Origin of the sequence: Lentzea sp. NPDC092896 (assembly GCF_044754905.1) — a bacterium.
GTDB lineage: Bacteria > Actinomycetota > Actinomycetes > Mycobacteriales > Pseudonocardiaceae > Lentzea.
The window spans coordinates 1,675,107-1,690,224 of sequence record NZ_JBIVPX010000001.1; the positions used below are offsets into that span (position 1 = coordinate 1,675,107).

A 15,118-nucleotide genomic window follows, 5' to 3' on the forward strand; every position below is an offset into this window, starting at 1 on the left:
GACCGCGCGTGCCATCGCGGGTGAGGCCGGTGAGGACCTCTGGTCGCCGTAGAGTAGACGCCTGTCATCGAGCGCAAGTCAATAACGAAGAGGTCACGACCCGAGGCTTATTTTTAGGCTCGAACTAACCTCGGCGCCCATGGTGCGTACTCGGGCGACCGTGCGGGACCTTCGCCGCCAGAACCGGTCGGTGTTGCTGACGGCCCTGTTCCTCGACGGTCCGCTGAGCCGTCAGCAGCTCAGTGCGGCCACCGGCCTGAGTGCCGCGACGGCCAGCACGATCACCGGCGAACTGCTGGACGAGGGCCTGCTGGTCGAGGCCGGCTCGGTCGAGTCGGACGGGGGCAGGCCGCGCGTGCTGCTGCGGGTCAACCCGGCGTTCGGGCACGTCATCGGGGTCGACGTCGGCGAGACGGGGATCAAGGTCGAGCTCTTCGACCTCGCCATGACCAGACTGTCCACAGTGGATCGGCTGCTGGCGGTCGTCGAGCCCGTCTCCGTCAGCGCGGTGATCGCGTCGGGGGTCGCCGAGGTCCTGTCGGCGGCGGGAGTCGCCGCGTCCTCGGTGCTCGGCGTCGGTGTGGGCGTACCCGGCACGGTCGAGCGGGGAACCTCCGCGGTCGTGCACGCGCAGACCATCGGCTGGGACGCGGTGCCGCTCGAGGACATGATCCGCGCGGCGGGGGTCGAGCCGCCGCTGTTCGTGGAGAACGGCGCGAAGACCCAGGGCCAGGCCGAGATGTGGTTCGGGGCCGGCCGCGGTGCCCGCCACGCGGTGATCGCGCTGGTCGGCTCGGGTGTCGGGATCGCGGTGGTGACCGACGGTGCCGTGCACAGGGGAGCGACCAGCAACGCGGGGGAGTGGGGCCACACCACGATCGTCTACGGCGGACGCCGCTGCCGCTGTGGCGTGCGCGGCTGCCTCGAGGCCTACGCCGGAGCGGATGCCATGCTCGGCCGTTACCGGGAGGCGTTGCGCCGCAAGGACTCACCGCTCGACCAGCAGACCGCACTGGAGGAGCTGCTCTCGTCGCGGTCCGCTGTCGCCCGCCGGGTGGTGGAGGAGTCCGTGGGCTATCTGGGCGCTGGTCTCGCGAATCTCGTGAACCTCTTCAACCCGGAACGCGTCGTCCTCGGCGGCTGGGCCGGGCTCGCGCTCGGCGCGCGGAAGCTGGACGAGATCGTCGCCGCGACGGCCGAACACGCGCTGCGGCACCCGTTCGGGCAGGTTCGCATCGAGCTGGGCCGGACGGGTCCGGACGCCGTGGCGGTCGGCGCGGCCACGCTTCCGGTCGCGATGCTGCTCGAGGCAGGTGCCGACGTCCGTCCCGTCCGCGAGATCGTTTGAGGGGAGCCAATCCGGCATTGACACCGGGCGTTCCGCCCCCGACTCTTTTGGAGAGCGCTCTCCAAGGAGGTTTCGGGTGCACGACGACCACGAGCTGGCCCGCCTGGTAGGCAAGCTCGACCTGCGCGCGAAGGTGCGGCTGCTGGCCGGGGGATCGGTCTGGCGCAGCTGTGCCGAGCCGCTGATCGGCCTGCGCGCGTTGACGTTCTCCGACGGCCCGGCGGGCGTGCGCGGTCCCGGCTGGGACGAACGCCGCACGTCGCTGGCACTGCCGTCGCCGACCGCGCTGGGCGCGACGTGGGACGAGGACCTGGTCGGCAGGCTGGGTGGCCTGCTGGCCGCCGAGTCCCGCCGCAAGGGCGTGGACGTGCTGCTCGCGCCGGTGCTGAACCTGCACCGCACGCCCTACGGCGGACGGCACTTCGAGTGCTTCTCCGAGGACCCGCTGCTCACGGCCCGGCTCGGCGTCGCCTACGTGCGCGGCGTGCAGGCCGGCGGTGTCGCCGCCACCCCGAAGCACTTCGTCGCCAACGAGACCGAGACCGACCGGCTCACGCACGACGTGCGGGTCGGCGACCGCGCCCTGCGTGAGGTGTACCTGGCTCCGTTCGAGGCAGCCGTGGAGGCGGGCGCGTGGGCGGTGATGTCCGCCTACAACGGCGTGAACGGCCATCCGATGTCGGAGAACCCGCTGCTCACCACACCTTTGAAGGACGAGTGGGGTTTCACCGGGCTGGTGGTGTCGGACTGGGGCGCGGTGCGGACCACGGTCGCGGCGGCGGTGTCCGGGCAGGACCTCTCGATGCCGGGACCGTGGGGACCGTGGGGCGATCTGCTGGTCGCGGCGGTCGAGGCCGGGGACGTGGCCGAGAGCCTGGTGGACGACAAGGTGTTCCGGCTGCTGCGGCTGGCCGAACGGGTCGGTGCGCTGGAGGGATCGGTCGCGATCGAACCGCCGGTCGCCGACGGGAGTCTGCTGCGTGAGGCCGTGTCCGCGAGCACGGTCCTGTTGCGCAACAACGGGGTTCTTCCCCTCGCGCCGGGCCTGCGCATCGCCGTGATCGGGCCCGGCGCCACCGCTCCCCGCGTGCAGGGCGGCGGCAGTTCCGGCCTCTACCCGGCCGCCGAGAACTCCCTGTTCGACGCCCTCTCCACGCGCGCCGACGTGGTTCACGCGGCCGGTGTGCGCATAGACGACCGCCCGACGCCGGTGGATGCTCCCGTCCTGGTCCGCGTGCTCGGCCCGGACGACGACGTGCTGTTCCGCGAACACCGCTTGACCGGCCGCATCCTCGAGACCGAGGAGGTGCCCGGCGCCGCCGTTCTGGAGATCAGCACGGGCCTGCCCGTCACCAGGACCGGTCCGTGGCGGATCGCGGTCGCGGGCTACGGCCGGCTGACGCTGGACGTCGACGGCGTCCGAGTGCTCGACGTGGTCCAGCCCGTCGACACCGACGATCCCGCCGTGAAGCACCTTCGCCCGCCTCATCACAGCGTGGAGGTGCTGCTCACGGAGGGAACCGAGGCCGAACTGGTCGCCCGCCGCGAACTGGGCGAGGACAGCGGGATGGCCTCGATGCTGGCCGCCGATCCGCCACCGCCGGCCGCGGCCGGGGAACTCGCCGCCGCCGTGGTCGCGGCGCGCGAGTCCGACGTCGCGGTGGTCGTGGTCAGCACGACCGACGCGATCGAGAGCGAGGGGCGCGACCGGCACACCCTGGCGTTGCCGGGTGAGCAGGACGCGCTGGTCAGGGCGGTGGCGGAGGCGAATCCGAACACCGTCGTCGTGGTCAACTCCGGCGGTCCGGTGCTGCTGCCGTGGCGGGAGGACGTCGCCGCGGTGCTGCTGACCTGGTTCCCGGGGCAGGAGGGCGGGAACGGGCTCGCGGACGTGCTGTTCGGCGACGCCGAACCCGGCGGGCGGCTGCCGACGACCTGGCCCGGCCTCGAGTCCGACGTGCCGGTGAAGGACTACCTGCCCGTCGCGGGATCCCTGTCGTACGAGGAAGGGCTCGACATCGGCTACCGCGCGTGGGCCGCCGGCGGTGTCGCGCCCGCGTACTGGTTCGGCCACGGGCTCGGCTACACCATCTGGGACTACGAGGAAGCACGGGTCGAGCGGGACGTGGTCCGGGTCCGGGTGCGCAACACCGGCGACCGCGCCGGACGCGAGGTCGTGCAGGTCTACCTGTCCCGCCCGGACAGCGCCGTGGCCAGACCGGAGCGGTGGCTGGCGGGCTTCGCGGCCGTCACCGCCGAACCGGGACAAAGCGTGGAAGCACTGGTCCGGATAGAGCGGCGAGCCATCAGCCACTGGGCGGGATCCTGGGAGGTCGAGCCAGGCGCGTTCACCGTCCTGATCGGCCCGAACGCCGGTGACACACCACTGCGCCTCGAGTCGGAGAACGCTCTCCGGCCGTGGTAAAACGGATCATGATCAAGGAAACGCCGACGCTCGAGGACGTGGCGAGGATCGCGGGTGTGTCCCGTGCGACCGTGTCCCGCGTAGTGAACGGCACGCGCAACGTCGACCCGCAGCTGCAGGAGACGGTGCGCAACGCGATCGAGCAGACCGGCTACACGCCCAACCACGCCGCCCGCTCGCTCGTCACCCGCCGCACCGGGACGGTCGCGCTGGTCATCTCCGGCGCGGGTGGCGGATCCGACGTCTTCGTGGACCCGTTCTTCGGCCGCGTCACCGCCGGTGTCGTCGACTTCCTGCGCACCAGGGGCGTGCACCCGGTGCTGATGCTCGCGGACACGGACCGGACCAGGGTGGAGGTCGTGGAGTTCCTGCGGCAGGGGAGCGCGGACGGCGCGTTGCTGGTGACCACGCACGCCGCCGAGTCGTTGCCCGGCAGGCTGCTGGAGGCCGGTGTGCCCACGGTCCTCTACGCGCGGCCGGGCCGGCCGATGCCGGTCAGCTACGTCGACCTCGACCATCAGGCGGGCGGCAGGCTCGCCGCCGCCCGGTTCGCCGGGATCGGCCGCACCCGCGTCGCCACCATCGCGGGACCGCTGGACGTGCACGCCAGTCAGGACCGGCTCACCGGGTTCCGGGAGGCCATGGCGCGCAACGGTTTCCCGTACGTTCCGGTCGTCGAGGGCGGGTTCACCGTGGCCAGCGGCGCGGCGGCGATGCGGCGGCTGCTCGCCGAGTACCCCGAGGTGGACGGTGTGTTCGTGGCGAACGACCTGATGGCGCAGGGCGCCGTGGACGTGCTGCTGGCGCACGGGAAACGCGTTCCCGAGGACGTCGCCGTGGTCGGGTTCGACGACAGCGCGCCCGCTCTCGCCTGCCGGCCGCCGCTCACCACCGTGCGCCAGCCGGTGGAGGAGATGGCCGCGAAGATGGCAGAAGTGCTGATCACGGCCCTGGACGATCCCGAGGAGCGCCCGAGGTCCGTCATCTTCGAACCGGAACTCGTGGTTCGGGCGTCAGCATGATTGACCTGTTCGACACCACGCGTTAATCTACGGGAGAGCGCTCTCCCGGCGTCCGGTGCCACGGACGCCACCGTTCGGGCTCCCTCGCCCCAAAGGTGTCAGGCAGGATCATGAGCTCTCCCCTGTCCAGGACGGCTGCTTTAGCGGCTGCCGCCCTGTGTCTCGTGACCACCGCGAGCATCTCCACTCTTCCCGCCGGTGCCGCCGAGTGCGGTGCCACCAATGTCGCTCTCAACAAGTCCGCCACCGCGTCGTCGACCGAGAACGGTGGCACCCCTGCTTCCGCTGCCGTGGACGGGAACGCCGGTACGCGCTGGTCTTCGCAGTTCTCGGATCCGCAGTGGTTGCAGGTGGATCTGGGTTCGAGTCAGCAGGTCTGTCGCGTGTCGCTGAGCTGGGAAGGCGCGTACGGCAAGGCGTTCCAGGTCCAGGTGACCGACAACGCCGCGGATGCCGGCTCGTGGCGCAGCCTCTACTCGACCACGACCGGTACCGGTGGCACGCAGTCGGTCGACGTGACCGGGACCGGCCGTTACTTGCGCGTGTTGGGCACGCAGCGTGGCACCGGGTACGGCTATTCGTTGTGGGAGTTGGGAGTCTTCACCACCACGGACACGCCGGGTGTGCCGTCGACCGATCCGCGCAACCCGGACTTCGGGCCGAACGTGTTCGTCTACGGGCCGGGTTCGTCGCAGTCGGAGATGCAGTCGCGGCTCGACTCGATCTCCGCGCAGATGAAGACCAACCAGTTCGGGCCGCAGCGCTACGCCGTGCTGTTCAAGCCGGGGTCGTACAACGCGGACGTGAACCTGCGGTTCTACACGCAGGTGGCGGGCCTGGGCCTGAACCCGGACGACGTGAACATCAACGGCCACATCCGCGTCGAGGCCGACTGGTTGCAGCAGGGCGACGACCCGAACAACCTCGGCAACGCGACGCAGAACTTCTGGCGTGGTGCGGAGAACCTGTCGGTGACCCTGCCCGCGAACCAGATCGAGCGGTGGGCCGTTTCGCAGGCCACCGCGTACCGGCGGATGCACCTGCGCGGTCAGGCGCACCTGTGGAACGGCTACGACGGCTGGGCCAGTGGTGGTCTGATCGTGGACAGCAAGATCGACGGCACGGTGATCTCCGGTTCGCAGCAGCAGTTCCTGACGCGCAACAGCAACCTCGCGGGCGGCTGGTCGGGTTCGGTGTGGAACATGGTGTTCGCCGGTACGCAGGGTGCACCGCCCAACAACTTCCCGAACCCGTCGCACACGACTGTGGACACCTCACCGGTGACGCGCGAGAAGCCCTACCTGTACCTGGACGGCTCGGGGGAGTACCGGGTGTTCCTGCCCGCGTTGCGGCAGAACTCGCGTGGGACGAGCTGGGAGAACGGCAACCCGGGGTCGTCGGTGTCGCTGGCGGACTTCTTCATCGTCAAGCCGGGTACGCCGGTGGCCACGATCAACGCCGCGTTGATGCAGGGCAAACACCTGCTGCTCACGCCGGGCATCCACCAGCTCGACGACACGATCCGGGTGACCCGGCCGAACACCGTCGTGCTCGGCCTTGGCCTGGCGACCCTGACGCCGACCACCGGTAAGGCGGCTTTGACCACGTCCGATGTGGACGGTGTGAAGCTGGCCGGGTTCCTGGTCGACGCTGGCGTGCAGAACTCCCCGGTGCTGCTGGAGATCGGCGACTCGACCTCCCGCGACCACGCGGCGAACCCGACCTCGATGCACGACGTGTACCTGCGCGTCGGCGGGTCGCAGGCCGGCAAGGCCACCGAGAGCCTGCGGGTGAACAGCCGCAACACGATCATCGACCACACGTGGGTGTGGCGGGCGGACCACGGCGCGGGCGTCAGCTGGACCGCGAACCCGGGCCGGAACGGCGTGGTCGTGAACGGCGACAACGTGATCGCGTACGGGTTGTTCGTGGAGCACTACCAGCAGCACAACCTCGTGTGGAACGGCAACGGCGGCAAGGTCTACCTGTATCAGAACGAGTTGCCGTACGATCCGCCGAACCAGGCCGCGTGGATGAACGGGTCGAAACGGGGCTGGGCCGGGTACAAGGTGGCTGATTCGGTGACGACGCACGAGGCGTTCGGTGTGGGCGTGTACGCGTTCAACCAGGCTGATCCGAGCATCGTGACGGACAACGGCTTCGAGGCGCCGAACCGGTCGGGTGTCCGGTTCACGCACCTGGTCACGGTGTCGCTCGGCGGGGTGGGCACGATCGCCAACGTCATCAACGGCACCGGTGGCGTCGCGAACGCCGCCAACCAGATCCGGTACCTGGTGAACTATCCGTGAGTCTGATCGGCGTGCTCTCCCGGGACGTCATTCCCGGTGAGAGCACGCCCGCTCTGGCGGGCATCGGGCACGCGGCGCACAGGATGGGCAACGGCCTGCTCCTGTGCGCCGATCTCGACTTCGTCGACACCCGGCACGTGGCCCTGAGCGGCTGCGTCCTGCTGGACCGCACGGCCGGCGATGCCGACCTGACGTGCCTGGCGAACCACGCGATCCCGTTCGTGTCGATCGGCAGACGGGACTGCGCCGGCGAACAAGTGCCATGTGTGGACATAGATCACGCCGCGGGCGTGCGCGACCTCGTCGCGCGCACCGCGGCGTTCGGCCATCGTCAGATCGTCTACATCGGCCTGCCGAGCGGCACCACCTCGGTCGAGCGCCTGCACGCCTTCCGCACCGCCACGAAGGCCTGGGACGTCAAGGGGATGCACGCGCCCGCGGTCTGGCTCGACCAGCTGCTGCGGATCGGTGTGACGGCGGTGATCGCGGAACATTCCGACGACGCGGCGGCACTCGTCCGTGCGGCACGTCGCCGGCACCTGTCCGTCCCGGGAGATCTCTCGGTGATGGCGCTCGACCTGCCTGAAGGCGACCTGCTGGGCCTCAGCGGACTGCGCGTGCCGAGGTGGGAGACGGGCCGCCGCGCGGTGCACCTGCTGGCCCGCCTGCCCCAGAAGCGGTCCGAGGTGCTGCTGGCGTGCGAGTTCGTCGAGGGAACGACCCTGGCCGCGCCCGGCTCAGTCCTGCGGTAGCGCGAAAAACACCCCAGAGCGCGTGCGCCCTGGGGTGCTGAAGAACGACTTCACCTCGGCAACCGGTAGTCCGGTCCTAGTGCGGCGCCCCGGTGGGGCTTGTACTGGTCGAATCCGCGTGGGTCGCATTGCAGTCCGCCGTTGACGCAGTGGCGGACGAGTGCGGCCTGGGTGGGTGCGTCCCAGGCGTTCATGAAGTCGTAGTGCCAGGTGTACCCGCGGCCGCTGGAGAGTCGTACGCGGGACATGTCGCCGGAGACGGGGAACGCCATCTTGAACTCGATCATCGGTACGGCGACCGGGTGACTGGCCGGGCACACGAGGGTCGCGCGGTCGGGGTAGGCCATGTGGGACTTGTGGTCGGCGGAGTCGAGGTCGCGGCCGTTCCAGCAGCTCGGTGCCTGGTAACGGACGTTGAGCTGGCTTCCGGGTGCGCAGTGGGCGGGGATGTCCCAGTTGTGGGCGCTGTCGCCGCACTCCCAGCCCTCGATGGCGCCGGGCGAGGTGCGGAACTGCTCCTCTGTCGCGGTGGGACTGCCGACCACGAACCGCATGCCCGGTGGGAACGGCACGACGTCCTGGTACCTCAGGATGCCGGACTTGTAGTAGATCACCTGGTTGCCTTCGGGGCGCACGACCTGGTCGCCGTTGAGCACGGACGGGAACCAGTACGCCGACTTGTCGTCGGGCGTCTTGCAGTTGGTCTGGCCTGCCTTGAGCGAGTCGTTGGTGCTGTTCGCGTTCGTGGAGCTGTTGCCGAGGAAGGTGTGCAGGTGCGACGCACCCGGCAGACCGGGGAAGACGATGGGGTCGTCCGGACGGTCCGTCGTGAACGCGCAGTTCGCCTGGAACTCGTGGTGGCTCACGTAGTCATCGGCCTGCGCCGAGCTCGTGGCCACTGCGAGCGCCGCCGCGATGAGGCTGGCCGCGAGGGCCAGCGCGCTGAGTTTTCGGGACAACTTCGTCCTCCTGCCGACGTGGGGAAACCGGCTGGGAGAGCGCTCTCCCAACTAGCGTCCGCCCGTGTCGGGATGCTGTCAAGGGGGTCGTTGACACGAGACGACGTCTGTTCGTAACATTCGCCGCCAGGGTTGTGAGAGCGCTCTCCCGCATTTTCATCCCTCACTAGACCCTGCAGGAGACGCAATGTTCCGCCTCCGCTCCGTCGGCACGGTGCTCGCCGTGCTGGTGGGACTAGCAGTGTTGCCGGGCACGGTCAGCGCCGCGCCCTCGCTGCTTTCCCAAGGCAAGCCCGCCACCGCCTCGTCGACCGAGGGTGGCGGCACACCCGCGTCGGCCGCGGTCGACGGTGATCCGGGAACCCGTTGGTCCAGTGCGTGGAGCGACCCGCAGTGGCTGCGGGTCGACCTGGGCGCGACCTCGACCGTGACACGGGTGGAACTCGACTGGGAGTCCGCCTACGCGACGTCCTTCCAGATCGAGGTCTCCGACAACGGCGATTCCTGGACGTCGATCCGTTCGGTGACCGGTGGGACCGGTGGCCGGCAGGGCTTCGACGTGACCGGCACCGGCCGGTACGTCCGAGTCCTCTCGACCCAGCGTGCCAACGGTTACGGCGTGTCGTTGTGGGAGTTCCGGGTGTACGGCGAGCAGGGCTCGAACCCGCAGCCTGGCACCGGCGTGCGGGTGACCGGGTCGCAGGGCAACTGGCGGCTGACGGTGGATGGTCAGCCGTGGGTGGTGAAGGGGTTGACCTGGGGTCCGCCGGCGGCGGATGCGGCGCGGTACATGCCGGAGCTGAAGTCCATGGGTGTCAACACGTTGCGCACCTGGGGCACGGACGCCTCCACTCGTCCGTTGTTGGATGCGGCTGCCGCGAACGGTTTGCGTGTGATCAACGGGTTCTGGTTGCAGCCCGGTGGTGGTCCTGGTTCGGGTGGTTGCGTGAACTACGTGACCGACGGGCAGTACAAAGCGGACATGCTCGGCCAGATCCGCCAGTGGGTCACCACGTACAAGGATCATCCCGGCGTGTTGATGTGGAACGTAGGCAACGAGTCCATCCTCGGCTTGCAGAACTGCTATTCGGGTGCGGAGTTGGAGACTCAGCGCATTGAGTATGCGAAGTACATCAACGAGGCTGCGCGGGCGATCCACGCGATCGACACGAACCATCCGGTGACGAACACGGACGCGTGGACCGGTGCGTGGGTGTACCTCAAGGCGTACACGCCTGACCTGGACCTGTATTCGGTGAACTCCTACGGCAACGTGTGCAAGGTCCGTCAGGACTGGATCTCTGGTGGTTACACGAAGCCGTACATCCTCACGGAGGCCGGTCCGGCCGGTGAGTGGGAGGTGCCCAACGACGCCAACGGTGTTCCGGCCGAGCCCACTGATGTGCAGAAGCGTGATGGTTACACGCAGGCGTGGAACTGCATCATCGGCCACACCGGTGTGTCGTTCGGTGGCACGCTCTTCCACTACGGCACGGAGTACGACTTCGGCGCGGTGTGGTTCAACCTCACCCCGGCGGGCAAGAAGCGGCTCTCGTTCTACTCGGTGCAGAAGGCGTTCGGTGGCGGCACTCCCACGAACACCCCACCGGTGATCTCCGCGATGAACCTGCCGCAGACCATCGCGGCCGGTGCCCCGTTGAACATCGATGTGGCGGCGTCGGATCCGAACGGTGACGCGATTCAGTGGTCGGCGGCGTTCAACAGCAAGTACATCGACAACAGCGGCGGCCTGGCGAGTACTCCCGTGCAGGTCAACGGAAACCGGCTCACCGTCACCGCACCCGACCGCCTGGGTGTGTGGAAGGTCTACGTGATGGCCGAGGACGGCCGCGGCAACATCGGCATCGAGACCCGCTCGGTCCGAGTCGTGGCGCCTCAACCGTCCGGTGTGAACGTGGCTCGGGGCAGGCCGACTCTGGCGTCATCGTATCAGCAGGTCGGTGACGGGGCGCCGTTCCCGCCGTCGAACGCGGTGGACGGCAACGCAACCTCGCGCTGGGCCACGGACTGGGCCGATCCGCAGTGGATCAGGGTCGACCTGGGCGCGGTGACGACGTTCCAGCACGTGCAACTGGTCTGGGAGGGTGCTTTCGGCCGTGCCTGTGAGATTCAGGTGTCCGACGACGGCACCAACTTCCGGTCCGTCTACGGCACCACGACCGGCAACGGTGGAGTGGACTCGATCGACGTGACGGCGACCGGCCGCTATGTCCGGTTGCACGCCACCCAGCGCGGTACCGGCTGGGGCTACTCGCTCTACGAGTTCGGGATCTACCGGCGGTGACCTGAGGCCAACGGCCGGGGAGCCTGTGCAAGGCTCTCCGGCCGCATGGTCTAGTGAGCGCATGAAGTGGTTGCGCCGCAAGCCAACGATCATCGTGACGGTTAGCCTCACCTTGGTGCTCGCCACCGCGTTCTCCCTGTGGAATGTCGCCAGCGCGCGCACGTTCCAGTTCTTCGGTGACCTGGTCGACCGCGTCGAGACCAACGAGAAGCTGGTCGCGCTGACGTTCGACGACGGTCCCGACCCCGCCGGTGCCCAGCAGGTGCTGGACCTGCTGAAGGCGGAGGACGTGCCGGCCACGTTCTTCCTGATGGGCCGCGACCTCGAGAAGCACCCGGAACTCGGCAGGCAGATCGCGGACGCGAAGCACGAGATCGGCAACCACACCTTCAATCACCAGCGGATGATCGGCGTCCTGCCGAGCACGGTGGCGAAGGAGGTCGAGGACACCGACGCGCAGATCCGCAGAACCGGTTACAGCGGCGACATCCACTTCCGCCCGCCCAACGGCAAGAAGCTCTTCGCCCTGCCGCACTACCTCGAGGAACACAACCGCTTGACGGTCATGTGGGACGTGGAACCGGACTCCGCAGGCACGCCCACCGCGCAGCAGATCGCCGAGCAGACGCTGAAGGAGACCAAGCCGGGCTCGATCATCCTGCTCCACCCCATGTACGCGAGCCGCGAGCAGACCAGGCAGGCGCTCAAGCCCATCATCACCGGGCTGAAGGAGCGCGGCTACCGGTTCCTGACCGTGTCCGCGCTCCTCAACAGCCGTTAGATCAGATCGGCCAGCTCCACCCGGCGCAGGAACTCGCTGCGCACCCGGTCCGCCACCGCGTTCACGACCTCGGCGCCATCGGCGGACGGGTCGACGTGCACCCGGAACGGCGGCTTGGCAGCACCGACGACGTCCACGATCGCGTCGGCCACGGCACCGACGTCCGCCCACGACGGCTCGAGTTCGGCGAGGCGGCCGCCCACCTGGTCCATCAGGCCGGGGTAGAACTCCTCGTACTCCGCGGCACGCGACGTGTCGGCGGGAGTGCCGGAGTGCGCGAAGTGGTTGGTGCCGTGGGTGAAGGCGCCCGGCACGACGATCGTGGTCTCGATGCCGAACCGCAGCAGCTCGGCGCGGTAGGAGACGGCGACCGCGTCCATCGCCGCCTTGGCCGCGAAGTACGGGGCGAGGTACGGGGGAGTGCCGCCGCGCGTCGAGCTGGAACCCACCCACACGACGTGGCCGGAGTGCTGACCGCGCAGGTGCGGCAGGGCGGCGCGGTTCACGCGCTGGGTGCCCAGGACGTTGACGTCGTACAGGGCCGCGTACTGCTCCGGCGTGAAGGCCTCGGCCGGGCCGGTGACCATGTGGCCGGCGTTGTGCACGACGACGTCCAAGCGCCCTTGTTCCGCGATGATCGACGCGATCGCGGCGTCCGCGGACTCCTGCGACTGCACGTCGAGCTCGACGGCGTGCACGTCGGCCTCGTTCTCGGTCCCGAACGCCTGAAGTTCCGAGACGGCTGCGGCGTTGCGGCCGGAGGTCTCCCGCATACCCGCGTAGACGGTGTGGCCGGCGAGGGCCAGCCTGCGCACTGCCAGCGCGCCGAAACCGCTGGACGCTCCCGTGACGACGATGACCTTGCTCATCAGATGATGCCTCCGTTCGCACGAATGGTCTGGCCGTTGATCCAGCGGGCCGGGCCCGCCAGGAAGGAGATGACCTCCGCGATGTCGGCGGTCGAGCCGAGACGCTCCAGCGGCGGCTGCTTCGCGAGGGTGTCGATGGTCGCCTGGTCCTTGCCGTCCAGGAACAGGTCCGTGGCCGTGGGGCCGGGGGCGACGGTGTTCACGGTGATGTCGCGGCCGCGCAGCTCGCGGGCCAGGATCAGGGTCAGCGCCTCGACGCCGCCCTTCGACATGGCGTAGGCCCCGTACTGGGGGAAGCGCAGGCCCACCACGGACGACGAGACGTTGATGATGGCGCCACCGTCGCGCAGCCGGCGTGCGGCCTGCTGGGACACGATGAACGTGCCACGGGCGTTGGTGCGCATGATGCGGTCGAACGTGTCGAGGTCCATGTCCGCGACGGTGCCGAGCGGCATGATGCCCGCCGAGTTCACGACGACGTCCACGCCGCCGAACGTCTCCACGGCCAGTTCGAACGCGGCGGCGACGGCTTCCTCGTCGCCCACGTCGGCCTGTGCGGCGACGGCCTGGCCCCCACCGGACTTGATCTTCTCCACGGCCTCGTCGGCCGCTGTCTTGTTGCCGGCGTACACGATGACGACGGCGGTTCCGTCGGCGGCGAGACGCTCGGCGGCTGCCCGCCCGATGCCCCTCGATCCGCCGGTGACGATCGCAACGCGAGTCATGTCAGCACTCCTAGCTGGTGTTTCCGCTGTTACCTCAATCAACGTAGCACTGATATCGAATCAGCGCTACCGCTGATGTGTTATCGTCGTTACATGGACACGAGAGAGCGTCTGGTGAAGGCTGCGGCCGACCTGCTCGTCGAGGGTGGCAAGGAAGCGGTCTCCACGCGCGCGGTCGCCTCGGCGGCCGGCGTGCAGGCGCCGACGCTGTACCGGTTGTTCGGCGACAAGGACGGGCTGCTCGACGCCGTGGCGGCGTTCGGCTTCTCCGACTACCTCGCGACCAAGCAGGCGATGGGCGCCAGCGAGAACCCCGTGGACGACCTGCGCCGGGGCTGGGAGCTGCACATCGGCTTCGGCCTGGCGCGGCCCGCGTTCTACCTGCTGATGTACGGCGAGCCGCGCAAGCGTGAGGCGCGGTTGACGGCGGACGCGATGCTCCGCGAGATCATCAGCCGCATCGCGTCGGCGGGCCGGTTGACGGTCCCCGTCGAGCAGGCGGCGCAGTTCGTGCACGCGGCCGGCATGGGCGTCGTGCTGGCGTTGATCGCGACGCCGGAGGAGGACCGCGACCTGGAGCTGATCACGTTCTCACGGGAGCAGGTGATCAGGGCGATCACGACGGACACCGCGCCGGACGAGCCGACGGACATCCCGAGCCGGGCGATCGCGCTGAGGGTGGCACTGGAGGAGGACCCGCCCCTGATGCTGTCTCCAGCGGAACGGGTCCTCCTGGCCGAGTGGCTCAACCGTGTGGCGAAATAGCTAGGCGTTCGGGTCGAACGCGATCCCGGACGGCTTGGCCTGACCGAGGTTGTAGTTGAACGCGCTGTCCTTGATCGCCAGGGACGCGCTGCCGAAGTTCGCGTTCACGAGCTTGTCGCGCACGCCGGCGGGGAAGCGGTCCCAGCTGACCAGCGCGGGGTACTGGTAGACCCCGTAGTGGTTCTCCGCCTGCTCACCCGCACCCGCGAGCCGGAAGCAGTGCGTGCTGGCGCCGTCCTTGTGGTAGATGATCTTCGGGTGGTTGCCTTCCCACTGCACGTTGGCACGCGGGTGGGTCTTGTACTTGCCGTGCTCCGAGGTCGAGACGAACTGGGCCACGTCGTTCTGCACCCAGACGACCACGTGCTCGATGTCGTGGCGGTGGCCGCAGCAGTCGATCAGCGGAACGGCCTGGTCCTTCTCGAAGTACAGGTCGTACAGGTAGGCGCACCAGCCGTTGTTGCACTTGGAGCGGCTGTAGGAGTTGGTGTTGTCCAGGTCGGACCTGTCGTGGCAGTTGCCGTTCAACGCGCCCGAGTTCTTCAGGCCGGGCGCGATGTCACCGGTCGGCGAGATCGCCGGGGTGGGGTAGCAGCCGTCGCCGTCGTAGTCGAACGCCGGCTGCCACTTGCCGTCGGCCTCCTCGTAGTTGGCGGGGATGGCCCGGGGCGGGTCAGCGAGCGCGATGCCGGGGAACAGTGCCGTGATCAGCAGCGCGCCGGCGAGCGCGGACAGGAGCTTCTTCCTCAACAGAGGCCTCCGGGGTGCAGGGGAGCGAGGCTTGCGAGGCCGAAGGTGGTACATGAACCACGTTCACGTCTAGGTACTTCGCCAAATCTTTGCCATACCGGGAAATTA

Annotated in this window: 12 protein-coding genes; 8 read left to right on the plus strand and 4 right to left on the minus strand. The window is 69.0% G+C overall.

The features are described from left to right. The first annotated feature begins 139 nt into the window (after window positions 1-139). The 5 genes from ACIQF0_RS07510 (at window position 140) to ACIQF0_RS07530 (ending at window position 7,856) form a co-directional block, all read left to right on the plus strand. Entirely contained in the window at window positions 140-1,348 is a 1,209-nt protein-coding gene (locus tag ACIQF0_RS07510; RefSeq protein WP_401025684.1) for an ROK family protein, read from the plus strand. 76 nt (window positions 1,349-1,424) lie between these two features. Beyond that, on the plus strand, window positions 1,425-3,773 hold the full coding sequence (locus tag ACIQF0_RS07515; RefSeq protein WP_401025687.1) for a glycoside hydrolase family 3 C-terminal domain-containing protein: 2,349 nt from the start codon (window positions 1,425-1,427) through the stop codon (window positions 3,771-3,773). A gap of 8 nt (window positions 3,774-3,781) precedes the next feature. After that, entirely contained in the window at window positions 3,782-4,795 is a 1,014-nt protein-coding gene (locus ACIQF0_RS07520) for a LacI family DNA-binding transcriptional regulator (protein ID WP_401025690.1), read from the plus strand. A 110-nt stretch (window positions 4,796-4,905) separates the two neighbouring features. Then, window positions 4,906-7,104, plus strand: coding sequence for a discoidin domain-containing protein (locus ACIQF0_RS07525; RefSeq protein ID WP_401025693.1), 2,199 nt, complete (start codon window positions 4,906-4,908; stop codon window positions 7,102-7,104). Beyond that, on the plus strand, window positions 7,101-7,856 hold the full coding sequence (locus ACIQF0_RS07530; RefSeq protein WP_401025695.1) for a substrate-binding domain-containing protein: 756 nt from the start codon (window positions 7,101-7,103) through the stop codon (window positions 7,854-7,856). Before ACIQF0_RS07525 ends, ACIQF0_RS07530 begins: the two co-directional genes overlap by 4 nt. Before the next feature lie 50 nt (window positions 7,857-7,906). Here ACIQF0_RS07530 and ACIQF0_RS07535 read toward each other — a convergent pair whose 3' ends face one another. Beyond that, a complete protein-coding gene (locus ACIQF0_RS07535) occupies window positions 7,907-8,815 on the minus strand; it encodes a DUF1996 domain-containing protein (protein ID WP_401025697.1) in 909 nt (302 codons plus the stop codon). A 187-nt stretch (window positions 8,816-9,002) separates the two neighbouring features. On the opposite strand from ACIQF0_RS07535, the gene ACIQF0_RS07540 reads away from it, so the two are divergent. Both ACIQF0_RS07540 and ACIQF0_RS07545 read left to right on the plus strand, forming a co-directional pair. Beyond that, on the plus strand, window positions 9,003-11,120 hold the full coding sequence (locus ACIQF0_RS07540; RefSeq protein ID WP_401025699.1) for a discoidin domain-containing protein: 2,118 nt from the start codon (window positions 9,003-9,005) through the stop codon (window positions 11,118-11,120). A gap of 61 nt (window positions 11,121-11,181) precedes the next feature. Beyond that, complete coding sequence (locus tag ACIQF0_RS07545; protein WP_401025701.1) at window positions 11,182-11,901, plus strand: polysaccharide deacetylase family protein; 720 nt, start codon at window positions 11,182-11,184, stop codon at window positions 11,899-11,901. On the opposite strand, the gene ACIQF0_RS07550 is transcribed toward ACIQF0_RS07545, so the two are convergent. Further along, a complete protein-coding gene (locus tag ACIQF0_RS07550; RefSeq protein WP_401025704.1) occupies window positions 11,898-12,770 on the minus strand; it encodes an SDR family NAD(P)-dependent oxidoreductase in 873 nt (290 codons plus the stop codon). The two genes, ACIQF0_RS07545 and ACIQF0_RS07550, sit on opposite strands and share 4 nt — an antisense overlap. Further along, window positions 12,770-13,495 carry an SDR family oxidoreductase gene (locus tag ACIQF0_RS07555; protein WP_401025706.1) on the minus strand — a complete coding sequence of 242 codons (726 nt, stop codon included), beginning with the start codon at window positions 13,493-13,495 and terminating at the stop codon, window positions 12,770-12,772. The genes ACIQF0_RS07550 and ACIQF0_RS07555 overlap by 1 nt, the downstream gene beginning before the upstream one ends. A 93-nt stretch (window positions 13,496-13,588) precedes the next feature. On the opposite strand from ACIQF0_RS07555, the gene ACIQF0_RS07560 reads away from it, so the two are divergent. Next, complete coding sequence (locus tag ACIQF0_RS07560; protein ID WP_401025709.1) at window positions 13,589-14,260, plus strand: TetR/AcrR family transcriptional regulator; 672 nt, start codon at window positions 13,589-13,591, stop codon at window positions 14,258-14,260. On the opposite strand, the gene ACIQF0_RS07565 is transcribed toward ACIQF0_RS07560, so the two are convergent. Further along, window positions 14,261-15,010, minus strand: coding sequence for an NPP1 family protein (locus ACIQF0_RS07565; protein WP_360029532.1), 750 nt, complete (start codon window positions 15,008-15,010; stop codon window positions 14,261-14,263). Between the last annotated feature and the right edge of the window lie 108 nt (window positions 15,011-15,118).